Annotated in this window: 21 protein-coding genes; 8 read left to right on the forward strand and 13 right to left on the reverse strand. The window is 62.9% G+C overall.

The features are described 5' to 3' along the window. The first annotated feature begins 14 nt into the window (after positions 1-14). From O6760_RS13280 to O6760_RS13290, 3 genes are read left to right on the forward strand one after another with little or no spacing between them, the layout of a single operon-like run. Positions 15-686, forward strand: coding sequence for a response regulator transcription factor (locus tag O6760_RS13280; RefSeq protein ID WP_269585836.1), 672 nt, complete (start codon positions 15-17; stop codon positions 684-686). Next, a complete protein-coding gene (locus O6760_RS13285; protein WP_269585837.1) occupies positions 679-2,076 on the forward strand; it encodes a sensor histidine kinase in 1,398 nt (465 codons plus the stop codon). Before O6760_RS13280 ends, O6760_RS13285 begins: the two co-directional genes overlap by 8 nt. Then, entirely contained in the window at positions 2,073-3,140 is a 1,068-nt protein-coding gene (locus O6760_RS13290) for an ABC transporter substrate-binding protein (protein ID WP_269585838.1), read from the forward strand. Before O6760_RS13285 ends, O6760_RS13290 begins: the two co-directional genes overlap by 4 nt. A 602-nt stretch (positions 3,141-3,742) precedes the next feature. Here the strand turns inward: O6760_RS13290 and O6760_RS13295 are convergent. Next, positions 3,743-5,896, reverse strand: a complete 2,154-nt coding sequence (locus O6760_RS13295; RefSeq protein ID WP_269585839.1) for a TonB-dependent receptor domain-containing protein — start codon at positions 5,894-5,896, stop codon at positions 3,743-3,745. A 254-nt stretch (positions 5,897-6,150) separates the two neighbouring features. On the opposite strand from O6760_RS13295, the gene O6760_RS13300 reads away from it, so the two are divergent. From O6760_RS13300 to O6760_RS13315, 4 genes are read left to right on the forward strand one after another with little or no spacing between them, the layout of a single operon-like run. Continuing rightward, a complete protein-coding gene (locus O6760_RS13300; RefSeq protein ID WP_269585840.1) occupies positions 6,151-7,239 on the forward strand; it encodes a hemin-degrading factor in 1,089 nt (362 codons plus the stop codon). Next, positions 7,236-8,132 carry a heme/hemin ABC transporter substrate-binding protein gene (locus tag O6760_RS13305; protein ID WP_269585841.1) on the forward strand — a complete coding sequence of 299 codons (897 nt, stop codon included), beginning with the start codon at positions 7,236-7,238 and terminating at the stop codon, positions 8,130-8,132. Before O6760_RS13300 ends, O6760_RS13305 begins: the two co-directional genes overlap by 4 nt. Before the next feature lie 17 nt (positions 8,133-8,149). Then, positions 8,150-9,274 (forward strand): FecCD family ABC transporter permease, encoded by a 1,125-nt coding sequence (locus O6760_RS13310; protein ID WP_269585842.1) that lies wholly within the window; start codon positions 8,150-8,152, stop codon positions 9,272-9,274. A 10-nt stretch (positions 9,275-9,284) separates the two neighbouring features. Beyond that, positions 9,285-10,106, forward strand: a complete 822-nt coding sequence (locus O6760_RS13315; RefSeq protein ID WP_269585843.1) for a heme ABC transporter ATP-binding protein — start codon at positions 9,285-9,287, stop codon at positions 10,104-10,106. Positions 10,107-10,290: 184 nt separating this feature from the next. Here the strand turns inward: O6760_RS13315 and O6760_RS13320 are convergent, their stop codons facing one another. Further along, complete coding sequence (locus tag O6760_RS13320; RefSeq protein ID WP_269585844.1) at positions 10,291-10,491, reverse strand: hypothetical protein; 201 nt, start codon at positions 10,489-10,491, stop codon at positions 10,291-10,293. Between O6760_RS13320 and O6760_RS13325 the strand changes: the two genes are divergently transcribed. Continuing rightward, positions 10,490-10,930: a hypothetical protein gene (locus O6760_RS13325; RefSeq protein WP_269585845.1), complete on the forward strand. Its 441-nt coding sequence runs from the start codon at positions 10,490-10,492 to the stop codon at positions 10,928-10,930. The two genes, O6760_RS13320 and O6760_RS13325, sit on opposite strands and share 2 nt — an antisense overlap. A gap of 232 nt (positions 10,931-11,162) precedes the next feature. On the opposite strand, the gene O6760_RS13330 is transcribed toward O6760_RS13325, so the two are convergent. The 11 genes from O6760_RS13330 to O6760_RS13380 form a co-directional block, all read right to left on the reverse strand. After that, positions 11,163-12,668: a mannitol dehydrogenase family protein gene (locus O6760_RS13330; protein WP_269585846.1), complete on the reverse strand. Its 1,506-nt coding sequence runs from the start codon at positions 12,666-12,668 to the stop codon at positions 11,163-11,165. A gap of 3 nt (positions 12,669-12,671) precedes the next feature. Continuing rightward, positions 12,672-13,445: an L-iditol 2-dehydrogenase gene (locus tag O6760_RS13335; protein WP_269585847.1), complete on the reverse strand. Its 774-nt coding sequence runs from the start codon at positions 13,443-13,445 to the stop codon at positions 12,672-12,674. Beyond that, positions 13,442-14,446, reverse strand: coding sequence for an ABC transporter ATP-binding protein (locus O6760_RS13340; RefSeq protein WP_269585848.1), 1,005 nt, complete (start codon positions 14,444-14,446; stop codon positions 13,442-13,444). The genes O6760_RS13335 and O6760_RS13340 overlap by 4 nt, the downstream gene beginning before the upstream one ends. Positions 14,447-14,456: 10 nt before the next feature. Then, positions 14,457-15,287, reverse strand: coding sequence for a carbohydrate ABC transporter permease (locus O6760_RS13345; protein WP_269585849.1), 831 nt, complete (start codon positions 15,285-15,287; stop codon positions 14,457-14,459). A gap of 2 nt (positions 15,288-15,289) precedes the next feature. Next, positions 15,290-16,162 (reverse strand): carbohydrate ABC transporter permease, encoded by an 873-nt coding sequence (locus tag O6760_RS13350; protein ID WP_269585850.1) that lies wholly within the window; start codon positions 16,160-16,162, stop codon positions 15,290-15,292. A gap of 103 nt (positions 16,163-16,265) precedes the next feature. After that, entirely contained in the window at positions 16,266-17,576 is a 1,311-nt protein-coding gene (locus O6760_RS13355; RefSeq protein WP_269585851.1) for an ABC transporter substrate-binding protein, read from the reverse strand. A gap of 164 nt (positions 17,577-17,740) precedes the next feature. Next, a complete protein-coding gene (locus tag O6760_RS13360) occupies positions 17,741-18,697 on the reverse strand; it encodes a sugar-binding transcriptional regulator (RefSeq protein WP_269585852.1) in 957 nt (318 codons plus the stop codon). A gap of 1 nt (position 18,698) precedes the next feature. Next, a complete protein-coding gene (locus O6760_RS13365; protein WP_269585853.1) occupies positions 18,699-19,379 on the reverse strand; it encodes an HAD family hydrolase in 681 nt (226 codons plus the stop codon). 201 nt (positions 19,380-19,580) lie between these two features. Further along, a complete protein-coding gene (locus O6760_RS13370) occupies positions 19,581-20,249 on the reverse strand; it encodes a DUF1523 family protein (protein WP_269585854.1) in 669 nt (222 codons plus the stop codon). 5 nt (positions 20,250-20,254) lie between these two features. Further along, positions 20,255-21,628, reverse strand: coding sequence for a DUF6638 family protein (locus O6760_RS13375; RefSeq protein ID WP_269585855.1), 1,374 nt, complete (start codon positions 21,626-21,628; stop codon positions 20,255-20,257). Beyond that, positions 21,625-23,577, reverse strand: coding sequence for an ATP-binding protein (locus tag O6760_RS13380; RefSeq protein ID WP_269585856.1), 1,953 nt, complete (start codon positions 23,575-23,577; stop codon positions 21,625-21,627). The genes O6760_RS13375 and O6760_RS13380 overlap by 4 nt, the downstream gene beginning before the upstream one ends. Position 23,578: the final 1 nt, after the last annotated feature.

The raw sequence follows: 23,578 nt of genomic DNA on the forward strand, positions 1-23,578 counted from the left end.
GGAGGACAGACTCGGTGCGCTTGCTGCTGGTTGAAGACACGTTTGACGTCGCGGAGGCGATCATGATCCGGCTGGAGCGGTCCGGCGTTGCCTGCGACCATGCCAGGTCGCTGGAAGAGGCCCGGGGCTGTGTCGACGTCCAGCGCTATGACGTGATCGTGCTGGACATCAACCTGCCGGACGGGCTTGGCACCGAACTCCTGAAGGAAATGCGCGCGCGGGGCGACCGGACACCGGTGCTGATGCTCACGGCCGAGTTTTCCGTCGACGACCGCGTGTCGTCGCTCAACTCGGGAGCCGACGATTACCTCGTCAAACCGTTCGACCACCGCGAACTTGAAGCGCGTGTGCGCGCGCTCTACCGCCGGGACCTGGGCGACAAGGCCGAGGAACTGACCGTCGGAAACCTGACATTCAATGCGTCTGCCCGGGTGGCGCGCCGGGAGGACAGCCCGATCAGCCTGACAAGGCGGGAATTCTCGCTGCTGGAAATCCTGATCCACAATCGCGGCAAGACGGTCAGCAAGGAAAGGCTGTTCGAGGGCGTGTTCAGCTTTCAGGACACCGATGTCAGCATGAATGCACTGGAGCTCTATGTCGCGCGCCTGCGCAAGAAACTGTCGGACTGCTCGGTGCGGATCGAGACCCTGAGAGGGCTTGGCTACAAGCTGGAAGCCGATGACTGACCTTCTCAACCGGCTGGCCACGCTGTCGCTGACGGCACGCGTGGCTTTCGGCATCGCGTTTCTCCTGATCTTCGGCGGACTGATCGTCTCCATTGCCGCGTTTGCCTATGGCCGCGAGGCGGCGCGCAGCGCCTATGACCGGCTGCTGCTCGGTGCGGCGACCAACATCGCTTCCGCCATCGGCGTGCAGGACGGCCGTCCGGAGATCGAGCTGCCGGTTTCCGCCTTCGAATTGCTGGCACTGGCCCCGGACGACAGGATCGGCTACCGCATTCTCGGTCCGGAAGGGGACACGCTGACGGGATACGAGGACATCACGCTGCCGAACCGGCGAAACGAATTGCGCGAGGGCTTCTTTGACGGGACATTCTTTGGTGAGCCTGCACGTTTCGCGGTGGTCTCGCGGCGCTTCGCCGAACGCAAGCTGAACGGCACCATCAAGGTCGTGGTCGGCCAGACGCTGCGCGCCCGCAACGCCATGGCCTATGACATCACCCGCAAGGCGCTCTACGTGCTGGCCGCCTCGGGGCTGGCCATGGTGCTCCTGGCCATGGTCGTTGTCCGCTCCGTGCTGAAACCGCTCGAGACCATGGCCGGCGGCCTGTCGGCCCGCGATCCGCATGACCTGACGCCCATGGACACGGCGGTCCCGCGCGAAACCGCGGTGATGGTCAACGCGCTCAACGGTTTCATGGCCCGGCTCGACCGGCAGATGAATTCCATGCGCCACCTGATTTCCGATACGGCCCATCAATTGCGCACGCCGGTGGCGGCCCTCAGGGCGCAGGCGGATCTTTTCTCCGACGAGGCCGATCTGTCGCGCAAGGAAAAGATTGTCGAACGGATCCAGACCCGCACCGCCAGTCTCGGCCGGTTGCTCGACCAGATGCTGTCGCAGGCGCTGGTCATCCATCGCGGCGACAGTGCCCGCCGGGAAGCGGTGGACCTGCGCGATATTGCCCTGGACGTCTTCGAGGAAGGCGACCATGCCGTACTCAATCCGGAGTTCGACATCCAGCTTGAAATCGGCGACGCGCCGGTGATCGTGATGGCCGACGAGACGTCGCTTAAGGAGGCGCTGAAGAATCTTCTGAACAACGCGGTCAAGTATGGCCGCTCGCCGGTCCGGGTCGGCGCAACACAGGAAGAAGGCAGGGGCGCCATCTGGGTCGAGGATTCCGGGTCCGGGCCGTCTGCCGCGATCCTGGCCGAGCTGGGCGGCCGGTTCAACAAGGGCACCCTGTCCCGCCAGACCGGATCCGGACTGGGGCTTGCCATCGCCCATTCCGTCGCGGTGTCGTTCGATGGCGAGCTGAAACTCGGTGCCACCGGCTCGGGCAGCTTCAGGGCGTCGCTGGAATTCGAAGCCGCGCCGGAGTGGACCTCATGACGCTGCGGTTTCTGACAGCCGCATGGGTCGCGGCCTTCGTTCTTCTTGGCCTTGGCGCCGCGCGCGCCCAGGAGATGATCCGGGTGTTCGGGGCGGCGGCGCCGGCGCAGGTTCTTGTCCTGCGCTCGACAACGGACATCGCCGTCTTCGGTCCGGTCGTCGACGCCTTCCTTGCCGGCCGGCCCGGCCTGCAGGTGCGCTACGAGCAGTGGGGCTCGAACGAGCTTTACCGTCTCGGCCGTCAGGACTGTCACAGCGGACGCCAGGGCGCCGACGTGGTCATCAGTTCCGGGGTGCACCAGATGGTCAAGCTGGTCAACGAGGCCTGTGCCTGGTCCTACAGTTCCCGCCTGACCGACCGGTTGCCGGCGCCGCTCAGGTGGCGCGACGAATTGTGGGGGATCACCCGGGAACCGGCGGTGATGGTCTATAACAGGGACCTGGTGCCTGCGGACGACATTCCCCGGACCCGCTTCGACCTGCTCGACCTGCTGCGTCCCTCCGGAACCCGCTATGCGGGACGGGTCGCGACCTATGACATCGAGCAGTCCGGCCTCGGTTACCTGTTTGCCTTCGCCGACGCACGCGAGGCCTCCACCTTCGGCGCCCTTCAGGAATCCTTCGGCCGGTCCGGGGCGGTCTCGACCTGCTGTTCGGCGGATATCATCCGGAGTGTTGCGGAAGGCCGCTACCTGATCGCCTACAACGTGCTTGGCTCCTACGCCCAGGGCTATCAGCAGCAGGACGACCGCATCGGCATCGTGCTGCCCTCCGACTACACGCTTGTGCTGTCACGGGCGCTGATGATCCCGCGGGAGGCCGCCAACAAGGAGGCGGCCGAACAGTTTCTCGATTTTCTGTTGTCGCCGGAAGGCGTGCTGGCGCTGAGAACGGCGCTGCTGATCAGCCCGCTTCTGGAAACGGACGAGGGCAACGAGGGCGAGTCGCTCAGCTCGACCGCGCTGCGCCCGATCGGCCTGTCGCCCGCCCTGATGGTGGCGCTCGACGCCCTGACCCGCGAGACCTTCCTGCGCCGCTGGCGCGCGACCTTTCCAGGTCCGTAGGGCGCGCAATCCAAAAAGACGCGCCACAAACACGGGTATCACCCCGGCAAGCGTAGCGCTGACCCGGGCCTACTCGTTTCCAGCGAGCCGAAATCGGGGCAAGGTTTCCTCTGCATCGAAGACGTGGTGTTTTGAAACGCGTTTTGATTTCCAGGAGGACCCCCACCCCTAACCCCTCCCCACAAGGGGGAGGGGGACAGGCTTCGACATGTGGTTATCTCAAGTCACCAAACCTGGAACCCAGAACACTTTGCTTGCGGTTTGCTCAGGCAGTAGCCCCTCACCACAAGGAGCAGGGCAATGGCATTTGGCAGAGCATGGCTCCCTCTCCCGGTGGGAGAGGGTTGGGGTGAGGGAACAAATGCCTGAGTCTCCAGAAAAGTCTGCCCCCTCACCCGGACCTTTGGTCCGACCTCTCCCAGTGGGAGAGGTAAATTTGGCGACTGCGGACACGACGTTGGTCAATTGCGATTGCCCTGTCCTTGTGGGGGTAGGGGTGGGGGTGAACCGCGGAGCGGCCTGGTGGTGACGCCTGTTCGTCCCTGAAGCAGGGCACAGTCCCCCCAAACCGCCGCCCGGTCTGCCGGGCGGCGGGGCCTGGGTCAGAACTTCTTGGCGAAGCTCAGCTTGAAACTCCGGCCTGCGCCTTCGTCTTCGCTGAGATGATTGCGGTAGGACTTGTCGAAGATGTTGTCGACGTTGAACCGGAGCTCGCTGCCGGCAAGATGGCCTTCCTCGGGTTTCCAGGAGGCGTAGAGATTGTGCAGCACGTAGCCGGCGGTTTCGTCCTCGTCGGTGCCGACCCTGTCCTGGGCGGCGTAGAAGTCGCCCTTCCAGCCGAAATCGAGATTCCATGGCTGGTGTACATAGCCGATCCTGAGGAAGGCGTTGTCTGCGGGAACGGCGTTCATGTAACCGCCGGTGCTGACATTTTCTCCCCGGATCAGCGATGCGCCGAGCGAGCCGTAGACGCTTCCGGTGCGGTAGGACGCCTCCAGTTCCAGGCCTTCGTAACGGGCCTTCGGAATGATCTCGGTGACCACATCGGTGCCGTTCCAGTAGCTGGCGTAATAGTTGGTGATGTTGTTCCGGAACGCGGTTCCCTTGAGGCGGAGCGCGTCGCCGCCAACAACGAGATCGTCGAAGGAGAGCGTGATCCCCGCCTCGAAATTGTTCGACTGTTCCTTCTCGATGGCATTGACCGTGTAGTTGGAAAAGACCTCGTCGAGCGACGGCAGCCGCTCGGTATGGGCAACCGACCCGAACACGCCGAGCCAGTCGCTCAGCTTGACCATGGCGGCCAGTTTCGGTGAGTAGCCGAACCTCGTCTTGTCCTGGTTCAGGTCGACCGTGTTGCCGGTGCCGTCGACATAGCTGCCGACATGGACATTGGCGTAGTCGATGCGCATGCCCGGGATCAGGGTGACACGGTCGTTCCAGACGAATTCCGCCTGGGTGTAGACACCGGCATTCGTGGTCTCGCCTTCCGGGTGGGAGCCGGAGCCGCTTCGCGTATAGGAGCCGAAGTCGCGCGGGTTGCGCCGTTCCTGGTACTGGGCATCAAGACCGGTGGTGACATAGGCCATCCAGCTGTCGCCCAGCTGGAATGTGGACACGTTGTCGAGCTTGCCCTGCAAGGTCTCGTAGGAATATTCAGAGTTGTAGCCGAAGGGATAGTAGCAGGTCGGCGGTGCCGGAGGCGGCGCGAACTGGACGCAGAGCTGGTCCTGGTTCTTCTGTTCGACCCTTGTGTCGGACCAGCTCACCTGGGCCTTCACGTCCAGGAGGTCGTTGCCGGTGAAGGCGTTTTCGTAGCCGAGGATGGCCGTCTGGTCGGTGACGGTCCGGTCGACATCGCCGAAATCGGGGCCCCAGGCAACCTGGTCGTAGTTCTGGTTGTCCTCGTTGCTCGACCAGTTCTGGTAGCTGGCGAAGACCGACTGGTCGTCATTGTCGCCGAACGTGTAACGCGCCTTGATCAGCCCGTTGACGGACGCGAAGTCCGAATCGTCGATCTTGTCCCCGTGGCCGTCGGTGAGGTCCTGGGACTGGCGATAGTTGAGGGCCCCGAGCAGTTCCAGGTTCTTCACCGGCTCCGCCGCGACGATGGCGCTGCCGAGCCAGCCATTGCCGTTGGAATCCCAGCTTGTCTTCACACGCCCGCCGAGCCTGTCGCCCGGATCGAGGAAGTCGCCGGCATCCTTGGTGGTGAAGGTAACCACGCCCCCCATCGCACCCGAGCCGTAGAGCGTCGACGAGGCGGGGCCGCGCAGGACCTCGACCTGCTTGTACAGCTCCGGATCGGAGAAGAAGGACCCCATCCGGTACTGCTCGAAGAACTTGTTGACGCCGTCGACCTGGATGATGATGCGGGTCTCGTCGCCCGAAAGCGCTTCGCCGATGCCGCGAATGTTGATGCTTTCGCCCAGCACGGAATTCGAGCCGATCGGCGTGACACCCGGAACCTCGCTGAAGATGTCGCCGATGGTGCGCGCCTGCCGGGCGTCGAGGCCTTCCTGGTCAAGCACCGTAACCGCCTGCGGCGTGTCGATGGCAACCTTCGGGACGCCGGCGCTGATCACGATCTGCTGCAGCAGGGAAACAGGTTCTTCGGATGGTGCCGTGAGCACCGGCCCTGCCGGCGTCTCTTCCGGATCCGGCAGAGTGTCCTGGGCGAGTGCTCCGCCACTATTCGCCAGAATCCAAAGAGCGACACCGCCCAGAAGGCGGGAATGAAAGGTCGAGTTGAGCCCCATAAAAATCTCCAAGAGTGCGCGTGATCGCGTCCTTTTTCGCTGCCTCTCAAACAGCATTTTTAACATGAGTCTTTGACTCAGGTATTGATGTCCTAATGAAACATGAGTATAGGAGTCAAGTATTAGTTCGCAGCCGCAGCAAGAAAGCCTCAGTTTAGAAATGTTCCAGATTTCTTCGTGATTTCATAAGGTTATGAAAACGCGTCGGGGCTTTGTGTTGCGAAAGACAGACCAAAGGCAGTGAGGCAAGTTCGATGAAAGCCGATCCGAATTCTCCAGAAACCAGGCCGGGTGCGGCGGAAATCCGTGAGGCCCGCGCGCGCAATCCGAAAATGCGGGAACGGGATCTGGCCCACAGTCTCGATGTCACGGAAGCCGAGCTGGTCGCAAGTTTTGTCGGTCACGGCGTGAAACGGATCGCACCGCGTTTCGACGATCTCTTTCCGGGCCTGCAGGGTGTCGGCGAGGTGATGGCGCTGACACGCAATGAAAGCGCCGTGCATGAGAAGATCGGCCCGTTCGAGAAGTTTGTGAACGGCAAGCGCGCCGCCCTGATGCTGGGTGAGCAGATCGACACACGCATGTTTCCGGCCAGTTGGGTGCATGGCTTCGCCGTGGAGAAATCCGACGGCAAGGACGTGCGCCGTTCCCTGCAATTCTTCGATGCGCATGGCGAGGCGGTGCAGAAGATCCATGCCCGCCCCGACACCGATCGTGCCGCCTGGGACAGGCTGGTGGAGACCCTGTTGCTGGACGACCAGACGCCAGATCGCTTGCCGGAGGTGACGGAGGCCGAACCGTTTGTCCGCAAGCGGCCCGTCGACGGCGCGGAGGCGCAGTTGCGCGAGCGCTGGCAGGCCATGAGCGATCCGCACCAGTTTCATGGCATGCTCAGGGATCTCGATCTCGACCGGATCAGCGCCTTCGAACTGGCCGGTGACGACTGGGCCTGGCCACTGGATCGGGGGGCTGTCCCCGCGCTGCTGCGCCTGGCGGCGTCAGAGAGCATTCCGATCATGTGTTTCGTCGGCAACAGGGGGTGCATCCAGATCCATTCCGGCGCCGTAGCAACCGTGATGGATAAGGGGCCATGGATCAACGTGATGGATCCGACCTTCCATCTCCATCTGAGAACCGACCACATTCACGAGGTCTGGGCAGTGCGCAAACCGGCCGATGTCGGTCATGTCACGTCCGTCGAGGCCTATGACAGCGACGGACGGCAGATCATCCAGTTCTTCGGCGTGCGCGGCGAAGGCAACCGGGAACGGTCCGACTGGCGGGGTCTTGCCGAGAACCTTCCGAAACTCGATCGTGCCATCCAGCTGGGAGCCGCGGAATGAGCCGTCTATTTTCCAACCGCCTTCTGGGGATCGCCGCTGCCATCGCCTTGACGGGTACCGCGCTGTTCCTTCCGGAAAAACCGCTCTTGGCGGGCGACGATGCCCCGGTTGACGCCCGGCGGATCGTTGCTGTCGGCGGCTCGGTGACCGAGGTCGTCTTTGCACTCGGTGAGCAGCACCGGCTGATCGCGCGGGACACCACGAGCACCTTTCCGTCAGAGGCGAACACCCTGCCGGATGTCGGTTACATCCGCGCGCTGTCGCCGGAAGGCGTGCTGTCCGTCGATCCGGATCTGATCCTGATGCTGGAGGGAAGCGGGCCGCCCGAGGCCGTGGAGGTCCTGGAGAAATCCGGGATCGCCATCGCCAGGGTGCCGGAAGCCTATACCGGGGAAGGCATCGTCGCCAAGGTTCGTACCGTCGGGGAGGCCCTGGGCGTCTCGGGTCGTGCCGAACCTCTGGCCAGAAAACTGGAAGCGGATCTAGCGGCGGCCCGTGAGGATGCCGGCGACAGGTCGGCTGGCATCCGTGTCCTGTTCATCCTCTCCACCAGGGGGGGACGCATCCTGGCCTCGGGCACCGGCACCGCGGCCGACGGCATTCTGAAACTGGCGGGGGCGACCAACGCCGTTTCCGATTTTACCGGCTACAAGCAACTGAGCGACGAAGCGATCCTCAGTGCAGCACCCGACGTGGTGCTGATGATGGACAGGACCGGCGATCATGGCGCCAGTGCCGATGAACTGTTCAGCCATCCCGCACTTGGCAAGACGCCGGCCGGCAAGCACAAGCGCCTTGTCACCATGGGCGGCCAGTACCTGCTCGGGTTCGGCCCGCGCACGGCCGAGGCCGTCCGGGACCTTGCCGCCCGGCTCGCCGAGACCCGGGGCTGACCGGAGCAATGAGTGAAATGTCCCTATGGCCGCGTTCCGCAAGGGTGGCGGCCCTGTTCGGACTGACGGAGGCCGGCGATGGCAACCGGGAACCTCTTGCCCGGATTGTCACCGGCGGGCTCGTCCTGCTCACGCTTGCGGTCATGCTCGGCAGTCTTGCGACCGGACCGATCGCGGTTCCGGTTCTGGATCTGCTGCCGCATGTTCCAGGACATGTCCTGGCGGCGGGAGACGGCGCCCCGGACGGGGTTTCCCTGCGGGACTGGATCGTGGTCATGGACATTCGTCTGCCGCGGCTGGTTCTGGGGGCGCTCGTGGGGGCGGCGCTGGCCGTCTCCGGTGCGGTCATGCAGGGGCTTTTCCGCAATCCCCTGGCGGACCCGGGCATTGTCGGCGTTTCGGCCGGCGCCGGTCTCGGCGCGGCGCTGTTCATCGTGCTCGGCAATGCGGCGCTCGCGCCGGTGATGGCGCTTCTCGGCATCTATGCGGTGCCGCTTGCGGCCTTTGCCGGCGGGCTCGTCACGACGCTGCTGCTCTACCGGATCGGCACGCGCGGCGGGATCACCTCGGTGGCAACGCTGCTGCTTGCAGGCATCGCGCTCGGCGCGCTGACGGGAGCGATGACGGGGCTTCTGGTCTATGTCGCCGATGACCAGCAACTGCGTGACCTTCAGTTCTGGGGCCTGGGCTCGCTGGCCGGTTCCAACTGGGAGAAGGTCCTGTCCGCCGCGCCGATCATCCTGGCGATGCTGGTGAGCGTTCCGTTCCTGGCGCGCGGCCTGAACGCCCTGACCCTCGGCGAGGCGGCGGCTGCCCATCTCGGCGTTCGCGTGCAGAGGCTGAAGAACCTCAGCATCCTGCTTGTGGCCGCGGCCACCGGCGCGTCGGTCGCGGTCAGCGGCGGCATCGGGTTTGTCGGCATCGTCGTCCCGCATCTGCTGCGCCTGACCATCGGTCCGGACCATCGTTATCTGCTGCCGGCGTCGGGTCTGCTCGGCGCGTCGTTGCTGATTGCCGCCGACACGCTCGCACGGACCATCGTTGCACCCGCGGAGATGCCGATCGGCATCATCACCGCCTTTGCCGGCGCGCCTTTCTTCCTGTGGATCCTGCTGCGCAAGCGCGGCCTGACAGGTCTTTGAGGGCTGACACATGTATCATCACTCCTCCATCGAAATGACGTCGCCGACAGACGGGCTAGTGGTTGAACGCGTCGGGATCTCGGCCGGCCGGACACGGATCGTCAGGGATCTCTCGTTTCAGGCCGGGGCCGGCGAGTTGCTGGCGATCATCGGGCCGAGCGGATCGGGCAAGACAACGCTGATGCGGGCCATGACCGGTGAATTGGCCTATGACGGTTCGATTGCGCTCGGCGGCCGGGACGTCAATGAGATTGCTCCCGAAACCCTGGCCTCCCTGCGGGGAGTATTGCCGCAGGCAAGCCAGATTTCCTTTCCGCTCAATGTCGCCGAAGTGATCGGCCTCGGACTGATCGACAGGGGCACGGTTCGCCAGACGCGTGCGCGGCGCACAGCCGAGGCCCTGGACCGGGTCGGCCTGGCGGGGTTCGAGGGCAGGACCTACCAGGACCTTTCCGGCGGCGAACAGCAGCGGGTGCAGCTGGCGAGGGTGCTGTGCCAGGTCTGGGAACCGCTGCCGGTGGACGCTCCGCCGCGCTGGCTGTTCCTCGACGAACCGGTCTCCAGCCTCGACATCAGGCACCAGGTCCAGATCATGAGTCTCGCGCGGGACTATGCCGCCCGGGGCGGCGGCGTCGTCGCCGTCCTGCATGATCTCAACCTGACGGCGGCCTTTGCCGACCGGGTCCTGGTCATGCGCAAGGGAGAACGTCTCGCCTTCGGCGCGCGCGATCAGGTGATGCGTCCCGAGCTGCTGACACGGGCCTATGACTTTCCGCTTGAGATCCTGCACCGGAAGGAAGGGCGGTCCGTGATCGTGCCGGCGGAGTTATGAAAACTGACAGCCCTGTGATCGGCCCACCAGCTGTCATCTCCGCGAAAGCGGAGAGGACCCTTCATCGTCACTCCGTGGCACAAACATCTGCACTGGAGTTCCGGGTCCCGGCGCGCGTTGCGTTTGGCCGGGAGGACGACGGTGCGGGAATGCGGGCATTTACACCCTCTCCAGAGGTATATCGTCACGATTGCTTCCCAGCCTTTTTCCAAAACATGACTGCTGGCTCATTTTTGCCATCTTTTGCAACCAATTGTTTTGGAAATGTATCGCGCACCTTTTGCGAAATGCCTGAAGTTGTTCTGTAGCTGTTTGGAATTTCTGTTTGTTTGATCCGCCTTTTTGCGGGGCGGCTGTATATTTTGAAAACGTGGACATTTCCCATGACACATCCGGAAATCGACGGCTCGGCCCGGCATTGGATCAGTTTTCTGCTCGCTGTCTGTGACCGGCTCGAGTTTCGCTTCAAGGGTGTGGAACCGGACCCGATCGGGGTCCTGCAGGAGGTCGTCGGCGGGGAGCGGAGTTTCGAGGAGCTCGAACGCCAGCGAGACGACTGGGCAAGGAACCTGAAACAGTCGCCTGACTATTTCAATCCGCTGGTGGTCGAGATCCTGCCGCTCAGAATGGCGGCCCTGATGGCGGACATCCGTGCCAAGCATATCAGGAGCCGGCAGACCATCGTCACGGAAATGAAGCATGTCGGCGAATGGATCGACTTCTCGTTCCAGACGCTTGGTTATGATCCGGCACAATACAAGGATCTATGGTCTGCCTATTGGAATGACTGGTCCCTTGCGGCTCAAATGGAGGAGCGGGCGTAATACCAACCTCAAAAGATAGGTTCCTATCTTATGAGGTTGGCATAAGCCCGGCATTTCAGTTTTCTCAGCTGTCATCTCCGCGCAAGCAGTGACCCGGGACCCTTCATCCTGACGGTTTGTCACAAACATCTGCGCGGGCGTCCTGGTTCCCGGCTCGTGCTGCGCTTGGCCGGGGCGACACCGAGTGTGATATCGTCATCGACAGCTATGGAGAGAGGCTGCCGCAAACGACTCAGGCGGAGGCGTGCCGGATCGAGGCGTCGGCGAACGAGCCGTCAAGATATCTCTTCAGTGTTTCGGCAACGCCGATCGTGCCGATCTGCTCGGCCGCGTGGCAGAAGGCCTTCAGGAAGACCGGGTTGGAACCGAGCGCCCCGAAAAGCTCCGGCATCACAAACGCGTCCGCAGTGCCTTCAAAGACATCCCGGGCCCAGTCCTGCAGCAGGGCGGCGCTGCCATCTTCGATGACATGGGCCTCGCCCGCCTCGTTCCGGCCGAGGCAATAGCGGCACCAGAGCGCGGTTTCCAGCGCGAGACCGGTCACGGACAGGCCCTTGTCGAGACGGTCCTGGATCGATGGCAGGATGAATTTCGGTTGCCGGTTGGACCCGTCCAGGCACAGGCGCGGAATCGTGTCGCCAACGGCGGGATTGGAAAAACGCTCCATCACCGTGTCGAGATAATCGGTGAAGCTGACCCCCGGAATTTCCGGAACGGTCGGAAGGACTTCCTCTTCCTCAAGCTTTTTCAGGAAGGCGCGGATCAACGGATCGGCCATGGCGTCATGAACGAAATAATGGCCGAGCAGGGCGCCGGGATAGGCAATGGCCGCGTGGCCGCCATTCAGGATCCGCAGCTTCATCAGCTCATAGGGCGCGACGTCGGCGACGAATTCGACGCCGACCTTCTCCAGCGCGGGGCGTCCGGCCGGGAAGTTGTCCTCCAGCACCCATTGCCGGAAGGGTTCACAGACGACGGGGGCCGCGTCCTCGAGGTCGAACGTGTCCTGCACGAGTTTGCGTTCGCGCTCGCCGGTCGCCGGGGTGATGCAGTCGACCATGCCGTTCGGAAAGGCGACGTTGTCGGCAATCCAGGCACCGGTTTCCGGCGACAGCGCGGTCGCGTAGCCGGCAACCGCCTGTTTGGCCATGTGGCCGTTTTCCGGAAGATTGTCACAGGACATCACGGTGAACGGCGGCAGGCCCCTGTCCCGGCGCCGCAACAGTGCCGCGACGAGCACCCCGAAAACGGTCCCGGGCGTGTCCGGATGTTCCAGGTCCGCCTGTATTTCCGGATGGCGGGTGTCGAAGCCGCCGGTATTCGGGTCGACGAAATAGCCGCCTTCGGTGATGGTCAGCGAGACGATGCGAATATCGGCCTGGCTGAGCCGCTCGATCAGGGCTGCAGGGTCGACCTCGATGAAGTCGATCATCGCGCCGCAGACCTGGGCACTGAGACCATTCGGATCAAGCTCGACCACCGTGGTCAGCCAGTCCTGGGGGGCGAGCCGGTCGCGCATTGCCGTGTCATAGGGCTTCAGCCCCGCGCCGACGATGGCCCAGTCCCGGCCTTCGCCGAGATCGAACAGCTTGCTCAGGTAGATGGCCTGGTGGGCACGATGAAAATTGCCGACACCGATATGCAGGATGCCGGGGGAGAGGTCGGCGCGGGCATAGGCCGGGGCCTTGACGGTTTCGGGAAGGGTCGCGAGCACAGTGTTGTTCAGCTTTCGTGTCATTGGTCAGCTCATCCAGTTGCCGCCATCGACGTTGTAGGTTTGCGCGACGATATAGTCGGCCTCGGAAGTTGCCAGGAAGACCGCCATTCCGGCGAGGTCGTCGGCGGTGCCCATGCGCCCGTAGGGCACGGCGGCCCCGACGGCGGCTTTCTTTTCACCTGGCTGCAGGCCTTCATGTCTGGCGAAGAGCGCGTCGACGCCGTCCCAGTGCTCGCCGTCGACAACGCCCGGCGCGATCGCGTTGACGTTGATGCCGTGCTTGATGAGGTCGAGGCCCGCCGATTGCGTCAGGCTGATCACCGCGGCCTTGGTGGCGCAGTAGACGCCAACCAGCGCTTCGCCGCGCCGGCCGGCCTGGCTGGCCATATTGACGATCTTGCCACCCTGGCCGCGCTTGATCATGGACTTCGCAGCCGCCTGCATCATGAACAGGGTGCCGCCGACATTGATCTCGAACAGCCGGTTGAAGCTGTCGCGGGTGATCTCGACGATGGGAGCGAGATCAAACAGGGCCGCGTTGTTGACCAGAATGTCGAGGCCGCCGGTTTCCTGTTCGACGGAGGCGATCGCCGCGTCGATGGAGGCCTGGTCGGTGACGTCAAGCCGGACGGCATAGGCATTGGGGCCGATCTCGGCCGCGGCTGCCTCGGCGCCGGCAAGGTTGATATCGCCGATGGCGACCCGTGCCCCCTCGGCCGCATAACGCACGGCGAAGGCCTTGCCGATGCCCCGGGCGGCCCCGGTGATCAGCGCCGATTTTCCGGAAAGCCGTGTCATGCGATGCGCAGGCCCTGATTGTCGAAGCGGTGGATTTTTTCCGCGTCCGGCGTGAGATACGCCGTGTCGCCGTGGCGCAGGGAGACCTCGCCCGACGAACGCACGGTGACCGGCTCGTCGACACCCTCGATATCGACATAGAGGAACGTGTCAGAGCCCAGATGCTCGGAGACGCCGACCTTGCCGGCCCACTTGCCGTCGGAGGCGGAAACCGAAAGATGTTCCGGGCGTACCCCGATCGTGGTGGCGTCGTATTCGGAAGCGTAGGAGCCCATGAAGAAATTCATCTTCGGAGAGCCGATGAAGCCGGCAACGAACTTGTTGCGCGGCGTGTGGTACAGCTCCAGCGGCGATCCGACCTGCTCGATGACGCCAGCCTGCAGCACCACGATCTTGTCGGCCATGGTCATGGCCTCGACCTGGTCATGGGTGACGTAGATCATCGTGGTCTTGAGCGACTGGTGCAGCTCGGAAATTTCCAGGCGCATGTTCACGCGCAGCGCGGCGTCCAGGTTCGACAGCGGTTCGTCGAACAGGAAGGCCGCGGGTTCACGGACGATGGCCCGGCCGATGGCGACACGCTGGCGCTGGCCGCCGGAAAGCTGTCCCGGGCGCCGGTCAAGATAATCCGTCAGGTTCAGAACCTTGGCGGCGGCTTCGACCTTTTCATTCTGGGCGGCCTTGTCGAGACCGGCCATTCGCAGCGGGAAGGCGATGTTCTTGCGCACCGACATGTGCGGGTAAAGTGCGTAGGACTGGAACACCATGGCAAGGCCGCGCTTGGCGGGCGGAACTTCCGTTGCGTCCCGACCGTCGATGGTGATCGCACCGCTGGTGACGTCCTCCAGGCCGGCAATCAGGCGCAGCAAGGTGGACTTGCCGCAGCCGGAGGGGCCGACAAACACGACGAATTCGCCATCGTTGATCTGAAGGTCGAGCGGCGGGATGACTTGCACGTCACCGAAGCTCTTGGTGATCTGGTTGAGCGTAATCTGACCCATGGTCCGTCTCCTATTTCACCGCGCCGAAGGTCAGGCCGCGCACAAGTTGTTTTTGGCTGAACCAGCCGAGAATGAGGATGGGCGCAATCGCCATGGTCGAGGCGGCGCTCAGCTTTGCGAAGAACAGGCCTTCCGGGCTGGAATAACTTGCAATGAAAGCGGTGAGGGGAGCGGCATCGACCGCCGTGAGGTTCAGGGTCCAGAACGCCTCGTTCCAGGACAGGATGATGTTCAGCAGCAGCGTCGAGGCAATGCCGGGCACGGCCATGGGCGTCAGCACATGAACGATCTCGGCCCACAGCTCGGCACCGTCCATCCGCGCGGCTTCCAGGATTTCGCCGGGAATTTCGCGGAAGTAGGTGAACAGCATCCAGATGATGATCGGCAGGTTGATCAGGGTCAGCACCACCACCAGGCCGATGCGGGTGTCGAGCAGGCCGAAATCCCGGAACAAAAGGTAGATCGGGATCAGCACGCCGACCGGCGGCAGCATCTTGGTGGACAGCATCCACATCAGGACGTCCTTGGTCCGCTTGCCCGGCACGAAGGCCATGGACCAGGCGGCCGGGATCGCGATCAGAAGGCCAAGCAGTGTCGATCCCACGGAGATGACAACGGAGTTCCAGAAGTGCCTGAAATAGTCCGAGCGCTCCTGGACCGTGCTGTAGTTTTCCAGCGTCCAGTCGAAGAAGAGGAAGCTTGGAGGAGACGCGATCGCTTCCGCTTCCGTCTTGAAGCTGGTCAGCACGGTCCACAGGATCGGGAAGAAGATGGCAAGGCCGATCACCCAGGCAAAGAACGTGGTGACGGCCTTGCGGCGGTTTGAGATTGCGCGCGCCATGGTCAGGCCTCCAGGTTCTTGCCGATCATCCGCATCAGGAAGATCGCGACAATGTTGGCGAGGATGATGGCGACCACACCGCCGGCGGATCCGCCGCCGACGTCGAACTGAAGCAGCGACTGGGCGTAGATCAGGAAGGTGAGGTTGGTGGAGGCGTTGCCCGGCCCGCCATTGGTGGTGACCAGGATCTCGGCGAACACCGACAGCAGGAAGATCGTCTGGATCAGGATCACGACGGTGATCGAGCGCGCCAGGTGCGGCACCATGATGAAGACGAACCGGTTGAGGAAATTTGCGCCGTCCATTTCGGCGGCTTCCAGTTGCTCGCTGTCGAGCGACTGCAGCGCCGTCAGCAGGATGAGGGTCGCGAAAGGCAGCCATCCCCAGGCAACGATCAGGATGATCGAGAACAGCGGCGCATGCGCCAGGAAATCGAACGGTTCGAGCCCGACGGCCTTGGCCATGTAGGCAAAGAGGCCGCTGACCGGGTTCATGAACATGTTCTTCCAGACCAGTGCCGAAACGGTCGGCATGACGAAGAACGGGGCGATCACGAGGATACGAACGATGCCCTGGCCCCACATGGGCTGGTCGAGCAGGAGCGCCAGGAGCACGCCGCCGACAATCGTGATCAGCAGCACGCCGCCGACCAGGAGCAGGGTGTTCTTGAGCGCCGCGAAGAAGGCGGGGTCGGTCAGGAAGAACTCGTAGTTGGTCCAGCCGGTCCACTCTTCCATGCCCGGAATGAGCAGGTTGTAGCGCAGGAACGAGAAATAAAGGGTCATCGACAGCGGGATGATCATCCATCCCAGCAGCAGCAGAACTGCCGGCGAGATCATGAAACGGGCCGCTGCACGGGAGTGCTGGGTAGCCATGATTGGATCCTCTGCTCTTCGTTGGAGCAGGTAGCATAAAGGAACTGCGGAAGAGGAGGAGACCGGCGGGACGGGCAGGAACCCGCCGGTCCGCTGAAGGCTTCTACTTGAGGTATCCGGCCTTCTTCATTTCGCGTTCGGCCGTCGCCTGGGCCGCCGCCAGGGCGGCATCGGCGTCCATGGAGCCGGCAAGGGCTGCCGAGAAGGCCTGACCGGTGACGGTCGCCATGCCCTGGAACTCCGGAATGGCCACGAACTGGACGCCGACATAGGGCACCGGCTCGACGGTCGGGTTCTTCGGATCAGCAGAGTTGATGCTGTCCAGGGTCATCTTGGCGAAAGGCACCTTCTGGTATTCCGGGTTCTCGTAAAGAGAGGTCCGCGTGCCCGGAGGAACGTTGGCCCAGCCTTCCTCGGCGGCAACCAGCTCCAGATATTCCTTGGAGGTTGCCCACTCGATGAACTTCTTGGCAGCAGCTTCCTTCTGGGTGCCGGCCGGGATGGCCAGGGACCAGGCCCACAGCCAGTTGCCGCGCTTGCCCAGACCGTTGTCCGGTGCCAGGGCAAACCCGACCTTGTCGGCGACCTGGCTGTCATTCGGATTGGTCACGAAGGACGCAGCGACCGTCGCGTCGATCCACATGCCGCACTTGCCGGTCTGGAAGAGGGCGAGGTTTTCGTTGAAACCGTTGGAAGATGCACCCGGAGGTCCGGCTTCGTTCATCACGTCCAGATAGGTCGTGAGGGTCGCCTTCCATTCCGGAGAGTCGAATTGCGGCTTCCAGTCCATGTCGAACCAGCGCGCACCGAAGGAGTTGGCCATGGCCGTCAGGAACGCCATGTTCTCACCCCAGCCGGCCTTGCCGCGCAGGCAGATGCCGTAGATCTCATTGTCCTTGTCGGTCATGGCCTTGGCGGCCTCGACGATGAAATCCCAAGTCGGTGCTTCCGGCATCTCCAGACCGGCCTTTTCCATCAGGTCGGTCCGGTACATGACCATGGAGCTTTCGCCATAGAACGGAGCAGCATAGAGCTCGCCGTCGACGGTCAGGCCGCCACGGATGGCGGGCAGCAGGTCGTCAACGTCGTAGCTTTCCGGCAGGTCGTTCAGGGACACGAGCCAGCCTTGCTTGCCCCAGATCGGAACCTCGTAGGTGCCGATGGTCATGACGTCGAACTGGCCGCCCTTGGTGGCGACGTCCGTGGTGACGCGCTGGCGGAGAACATTCTCCTCCATGGTCAGCCATTTGACTTCGATGTCGGGGTTCTTGTCCGTGAAGTCCTTCGTCAGACCCTGCATGCGGATCATGTCGCCGTTGTTCACGGTCGCGATGGTGATTGTTTCTGCGGATGCGGTTGTGCAGAGCGCAGCGAGTGCACATGCGCTGACAAGCGCACGGGTATGAAATGCCATGTTTTCCTCCCAAGCGAGATTGGGCATTTGCCATTCTTGCGAGCAAATATTCGCTCCAAATCCGCGCGGGAGTCAAGGCGGAAATCGCCTGAAACAAAAAAGACTTTTCGCTGCATCGCAAAAAGTCTTTTTTAATCAGATATTTATGTACATTGAGAAAAAGCTCAGCACTTGAGCAATTGCTCAGCTGTTGTTTCGTTGGTGATCAGGAAATTGATGAATTTGCCTCTCAGGGCGCCGAGTATGGCCGACACTTTGGCTTCGCCGGCAGCGATGCCGTAGACCGGTTTTTCCCCGGCCGGAAGCAGGGGTGCGCTGGCGACGAGGTCGTTGGTGAGCCCCTCGATCAGCTTGCCGTTCCGGTCATAGACCCAGCTGGTGATTTCCCCGGTCGCCCCCGCATTTTCAAGAGCGCGCATTTCGTCGAGGCTGACGAAGCCGTCCTTGGCCAGCGGTGCGGTCGGCCCCATGTTGCCGACGCCGACAAAGGTGGCGTCCGCCTGGCGGATCAGATCGAGAATATTGTGCACGGCTTCCTGATTGTGCAGCAGTTGCAGCTCCTCGCGCGAACGGGCGAACACGGGCAGCGGCATCGGGTAGTGGCGCGCGTTGATCCTGTCGGCGAGGCGGATGATGACGTTGTAGGCGGAGGCCGAGCCGTCGGACATCATGTTGCCCAGAAGCGAGACCACTCTGTGCTGCGGACAGTCCATCATCGGCAGCTGGTCGACCGAGGCCCTCAGGGTCCTGCCCGTGCCATAGGCAATGATCTTGGGTTGTTGCGACCGGAAATGGCGCTCCATTTCGGTGGCTGCCGCCTGGGCAATGCCCACCGTGGAAGACGGTGCGTCCGGGTCGCTCGGTACGACTTCGCAGCCCTTGAGCTCGAATTTCTCGGTCAGCCGGCTGGAAAGCTCCATGCAATGGGCGATCGGGTGATCGAGCCGGACCTTGATCAGGCGTTCGCTGACGGCTAGCGACACCAGCCGTTGGGCCGACTGCCGCGAGACGCCGAGCTTGCGCGCGATCTCGTCCTGGGTGTTGCCGGCAACGTAATAGAGCCAGCCCGCCCGGGCGGCGTCGTCGAGACGGGACGTCTCGGCAGAAAGTTTCTGTTTCATCTCAGCTGCCGTTGATTTGCAAATCCGGCCTAAGCTGGAAGAAATCCGTGAAAGATGCAAACACTTGCTCGGCGCCTGCTGCCGCATCCCCGGAATTTGCAAGTGATTTCAGGTGGGATCCGCCGACAAACCGCCAGACCTGCATGCCTGCGGCAAGACCCGCCTTGATGCCATTCTCGCTGTCCTCGATGACCAGGCAACGTTCCGGAGCTACACCGCGCCTGTCCGCCACCAGCAGAAACAGGTCCGGCGCGGGCTTGCCGTGTTCCACCTCCGAGGCGGTGGTTGCGCGGCCGGCGAAAAGGTCGGTCAGGCCGGTGATTTCCAGCGACTTGGCCAGCCGGGGCGGACTGGAGCTGGTGGCCAGGCAGTAATCCGGCCGCAACTGTTCGATGACGGTGCGCACGCCCACGACCGGTTGCAGTTCCGCCTCGAAGGCTCCCAGTAGGTTCGCCCGGTAGGTGGCTTCGAATTCCGGCGGCAGATCGACGCCGAATTCGCTTCGGATCTGCTGCAGGACCACAGGGTAGCTGCGCCCGAGAAAATGGTGCGCGACATAGTCCATGGTGATGAGGACATCGCGCTTGGCAAGTTCCGCCACCAGCATGCGCGCGCTGATAACCTCGCTGTCGATCAGGACACCGTCGCAGTCGAAGATCACAAGGTCGATGGGCTGGGTCAATCGGATGTCTTTCCTGGAATGGGGCTGGAGCGCCCGCTGCAAACAATCACCTCATCCTGAGGAAGACCGCCAGGTCTGTCTCGAAGGATCGGCGACATACTCTGGAGCAAGTGGCCGATCCTTCGAGACAGCGCTGACGCGCTTCCTCAGGATGAGGCCTGATTTGGGGGATGGGTCCAACCAGCCAACCAAACACTGTGCTCACCCGAACCAGCGCTTCAGCCATCGCCGGAAGCCACTGGTGGCTTCAGATGCGCGTTTGTGGGCATGGGCACGGGCCTGTTCGGCATTGTCGCCGACATCGTCCATGAAGCCGTCAATGCTGTCGACGACCGGATCGATCCGGCGCTTCTTGAAGGCGCTTACGGTTTTCAGAACCAGCATGGCCAGCGCCGCGAGCACCAGGACGAACAGGATGTTGAACCAGGGGATCAGCAACGCGTCCGGCCCTTCGACCACATCGATGTCGATGGCATTCGGGAAGATCGTGAACAGTTCGATGCGCCAGCCGTAATGGGTGACCGCGACCCAGACATCGCCTTCCTTCTTCACAAGGTCCTGCGCCTGGGCCGTGATGTTGCTCGAATCGAACTTGAAATAGGGCGGCCAGCCCCAGTCGGTGTCCTCGTTGCGGTAGACGCGCGGCTGTCCGTCCGGCCAGACCGTGCTGATGAAGCGCACGTCGCGGGTCCAGTTCGGGTTGGTGCCGGCGTCCGGCGCGGCCCAGAAGAACGCGGACGAGCCGATGTCCATGCGCTTGACGTCGGTGCCGACGATGCGCACCACGTCGCGGCCCGGCAGCGTGTAGTGCAGGAAAGCCACGACGATCACGATCAGCGGGATGCCGATGATCCACTTAAGATACTTCATCTGGCTCAGTCCTCGTCGTCGTCATCATCGTCATCGTCGTCGCGCGGTACCGGACCCCAGGGGCCGCGGTTCCGGCCGAAGCCATAATCGAGCCCGTCGTCGTCCTCGTCCATGCCCGGTTCCGGTCCGAACAGCTCTTCGCGCGTGCCGACCTTGTCCACCATGTATTCCGCGGCAAGAAAGTCCGCGGCATAGTTCTTCTTGGCGTCCGACCAGGCCGCATACTGGGTGTAGAACGCGTCCTTGTGGCAGATGAACAGCTGGCGGAAGTCCAGTTGCGTGAGCTCCGCCAGCAGCATGTTGACCAGGTGCTTGTCGCGGTGGTTTCGTGACCTCAGCAGATAGAAATAGGCCGGATCGTCCGGCGAAGGCCAGGTGTCGCCGCCGCGCATCGCCGCGCGGACCGCCCGTTCCAGAGCGTGATACTCGGCCGGCAGGTCCTCGTGATACTTGCGCTTGAGCGCGCGCAGGTCGCGCCGGGAGACGTCGCTCAGGTCCTCGTCATGATCGGCGGCCGCATCGATGACGATGAAGTCGAGCTTCTGCTTCAGGATGTTCACGGCCCGCGTGCCGCAGGCCTCGACGATCGGCTCCACAAGGGCATTGCGGTTCAGGAACTCGGCAATGTCCTGCCGGTCTTCCATGGTCAGGATCCGCTTGACCGGCAGGTCGGCAACAATGTCCGTGTCCTTTGGCGCGATGCAGGCGCTTTCGCGCACGTCGCGGAAGACGTAGAGCCCGCCATAGTGGGACGTATAGAAATTGCCCTGCTCGTAGGACCGGTTGCGGGGGCTGAGCGGTGTCCGGATGACATCGCCGGCCTGTTTGGACAATTCGATCATCTCGGCGATCAGCACATCGTCCCACCAGCCGTCCGGTTCCTTCATGAACCGCTCGATCAGGTTGCCGAGATCCTCTCCGGCTTCCACGTGCCCGCCGACCGTGTCCGCGTCGATCTCGATGGTGCGAATGTCGAACAGGTCGCGCGGCGAGGACAGGGAATAGACGGAATTGACCAGCTCGCCGACAACGCAGTCGCGGATGGACAGGGCGAAGAGCTGTTCCTCGTTTTCGTCGATGAAACGGCGCAGGATCGAACGCGACGTCGAGAAGCGCGCGTTGAGCAGCGGCGCGGATTTCTGCTCGACCGAGAGGAGGATGAACTGGCGATTGCAGCCGTTCGGGTTGAGATAATGGATGTTGTTCAGCTCGTCGCCGATCTCCGGGGAAAAGCCTGAAATGTCGACATGGAACTCCTGCAGGCCTGTCTGCCTGCCGGTCAGGTGCTCCAGCGCGCGATTGTAGCGGGCGACCATGGACGGCGAGGTCACCTCGAAGAGGTTGCCGTACATCAGTCCATGTTTGACGAGACGCATCATGGACGGGCGGCTTCCATGTAGCGGCGCTTGGCCTCTTCCATCCGCTGCATCTCGCGCACGGCGTTCTCGATCGCGACCTCGTCCGACTTGTCCGCGTAGCGGAATTCGCTGTCGGCGTAGCGGTTGATCTCCTGCATGACCATGTCGATCGTGATCGGCTGGGCCAGGTCGGCGATCATGGCCTTCTTGGTGGCGTAGTCCTTGAACAGGAACAGGTCCGGATCTTCCATCCATTCGTCGGGCAGTTCGAAATCCATCGCCCGGACCTTGATGGCGTCGGTGATGTTCTTGATCGCCCGGCCGGTGAAGCGCTCGTCGGCTTCCTGGATCGCTTTCAGATAGGCGCCGAACTTGGCAATGGTGTCGAGTTCGCCGATGTCGGCCTGAACCTTCTCGAAAACCTTCGCAAGCGCGTCTTCCTGCGGACGGGAGTGGCGGTCATAGGACGCGGCGACCGCCTTCTTGATCGCCTGCGCCTCGAACAGGTCATGTTCGCCGACCGGGATCGAATGGTTCTTGCCCATCAGGAGATGCAGGATGTCGATATAGTCCTCACGGGTCTGCGGTCCGTCCACCAGGAACCGGGCGCCGGCGCGCTGGCGCAGGGCATCGTCGACATTTTCCGGGTAGTTGGAAAACATGCCGAAGGTGCAATTGCCGCGCACCACCGTGTTGGCGCCGGCGAAGCTCTCCATCAGCACCGCGGTGATTTCAAGCTGTCCGGCGGAGGACTGGCGGTCGCCGCGCTTGCCGGCGAGCTGGTCGATATCGTCGATGGTGCCGAAGCCGATCACGTTCGGGTCGGTGACAGTCCGGATAAACGCCTTGGCGTTCTGGGCCGACTTGCCCTGGTAGCTGTCGATGCTTTCTGTCGACAGGTTCTGATAGCGGAACGGGTACCCGGCGGCCTGGCAATAATCGTTGATCATGCCGGCCATCATCTGGATCAGCGTGGTCTTGCCGGTGCCCGGCTTGCCGTCGCCCATGAAGGTGAAGATGAAGCCGCCGAGCTCGGCGAACGGGTTCAGCTTGCGGTCGAAATCGTAAGCCATCAGCATCTTGGAGAGCTTCATGGCCTGGTATTTGGCGATGTGGTTGCCGACGACCTCTTCCGGCTTCTTGAAGGCCATGGTCAGCGTGGTCGAGCGGGCATGTGCCGACGGCGTGAACCCGGTGATCTCGAAATTGTCTGCCTCGACCCGGTAACGGGCCTCCGAGAAGGGGTGAAGCTCGCTCATGCCCTCGGCGCGCAGGGTCACCTTCTCCATCAGCTGTTCGCAGAAGGAGGTGATCAGGCCGATCAGTCCGGCGTCGGTGTCGACCCCGGCCGCGGCAATTTCCTGGTCCAGTTCCCAGAGCACGCCGTGCAGGGCGAGCTGGTCATTGTCGATCAGGACTTCCTCGACCTCACCGCATTGCGTTTCGCTCTCGCCCTCTTCGGTGCCGAGGCCGGAGAGCAGGAAATCGGTCATGTTGGCAAAAACATGCAGGGAAATCAGTGCGGAGGCGTTGAGCAGTTTCTCGAAGCGGACCTTCCGGGACGGGTCAAGGGTGCCCGCGAGATTGGCGCGTTTCAGGTCGGAGAGGCCGGACTGTTCGGCAAACTGGTCCGAGGTGACCTGCGCGACCGAAAGGGCACGGCGCAACGCGCGCAGCACGCTCGCCTGGGTCGGCGTGGTCAGCGCGTCGTCGTCGCTCTCCAGGATGCGGACCGACAGCTGGACGCCTTCGGGGCGCGCCGTCGAACGGGTGACAAGGCCGGGGGTCGTCGAGCGGAAGCGCCGGCGGGAGCCGAGGCCGGGCGAGCGTTCGGAGGAAACGCGGTCGGGCTCGGATTTCTTTGCAATCCGCGGCGTGTGGTCGAAGCCTTCGAGCATGGCTTCCGCCAGCTTGTATTTCTCGCGGATCTTGTCTTCTTTCAGTTCCATGAGGTCGTTGGAAAGGGTCACG

Source organism: Roseibium sp. Sym1, assembly GCF_027359675.1.
GTDB lineage: Bacteria > Pseudomonadota > Alphaproteobacteria > Rhizobiales > Stappiaceae > Roseibium.

Coding starts and splice junctions, on each gene's coding strand:
- O6760_RS13285 (WP_269585837.1), top strand. CDS start 679: ATGACTGACCTTCTCAACCGGCTGGCCACGCTGTCGCTGACGGCACGC.
- O6760_RS13290 (WP_269585838.1), top strand. CDS start 2,073: ATGACGCTGCGGTTTCTGACAGCCGCATGGGTCGCGGCCTTCGTTCTT.
- O6760_RS13295 (WP_269585839.1), bottom strand. CDS start 5,896: ATGGGGCTCAACTCGACCTTTCATTCCCGCCTTCTGGGCGGTGTCGCT.
- O6760_RS13300 (WP_269585840.1), top strand. CDS start 6,151: ATGAAAGCCGATCCGAATTCTCCAGAAACCAGGCCGGGTGCGGCGGAA.
- O6760_RS13305 (WP_269585841.1), top strand. CDS start 7,236: ATGAGCCGTCTATTTTCCAACCGCCTTCTGGGGATCGCCGCTGCCATC.
- O6760_RS13310 (WP_269585842.1), top strand. CDS start 8,150: ATGTCCCTATGGCCGCGTTCCGCAAGGGTGGCGGCCCTGTTCGGACTG.
- O6760_RS13315 (WP_269585843.1), top strand. CDS start 9,285: ATGTATCATCACTCCTCCATCGAAATGACGTCGCCGACAGACGGGCTA.
- O6760_RS13325 (WP_269585845.1), top strand. CDS start 10,490: ATGACACATCCGGAAATCGACGGCTCGGCCCGGCATTGGATCAGTTTT.
- O6760_RS13320 (WP_269585844.1), bottom strand. CDS start 10,491: ATGGGAAATGTCCACGTTTTCAAAATATACAGCCGCCCCGCAAAAAGG.
- O6760_RS13330 (WP_269585846.1), bottom strand. CDS start 12,668: ATGACACGAAAGCTGAACAACACTGTGCTCGCGACCCTTCCCGAAACC.
- O6760_RS13335 (WP_269585847.1), bottom strand. CDS start 13,445: ATGACACGGCTTTCCGGAAAATCGGCGCTGATCACCGGGGCCGCCCGG.
- O6760_RS13340 (WP_269585848.1), bottom strand. CDS start 14,446: ATGGGTCAGATTACGCTCAACCAGATCACCAAGAGCTTCGGTGACGTG.
- O6760_RS13345 (WP_269585849.1), bottom strand. CDS start 15,287: ATGGCGCGCGCAATCTCAAACCGCCGCAAGGCCGTCACCACGTTCTTT.
- O6760_RS13350 (WP_269585850.1), bottom strand. CDS start 16,162: ATGGCTACCCAGCACTCCCGTGCAGCGGCCCGTTTCATGATCTCGCCG.
- O6760_RS13355 (WP_269585851.1), bottom strand. CDS start 17,576: ATGGCATTTCATACCCGTGCGCTTGTCAGCGCATGTGCACTCGCTGCG.
- O6760_RS13360 (WP_269585852.1), bottom strand. CDS start 18,697: ATGAAACAGAAACTTTCTGCCGAGACGTCCCGTCTCGACGACGCCGCC.
- O6760_RS13370 (WP_269585854.1), bottom strand. CDS start 20,249: ATGAAGTATCTTAAGTGGATCATCGGCATCCCGCTGATCGTGATCGTC.
- O6760_RS13375 (WP_269585855.1), bottom strand. CDS start 21,628: ATGATGCGTCTCGTCAAACATGGACTGATGTACGGCAACCTCTTCGAG.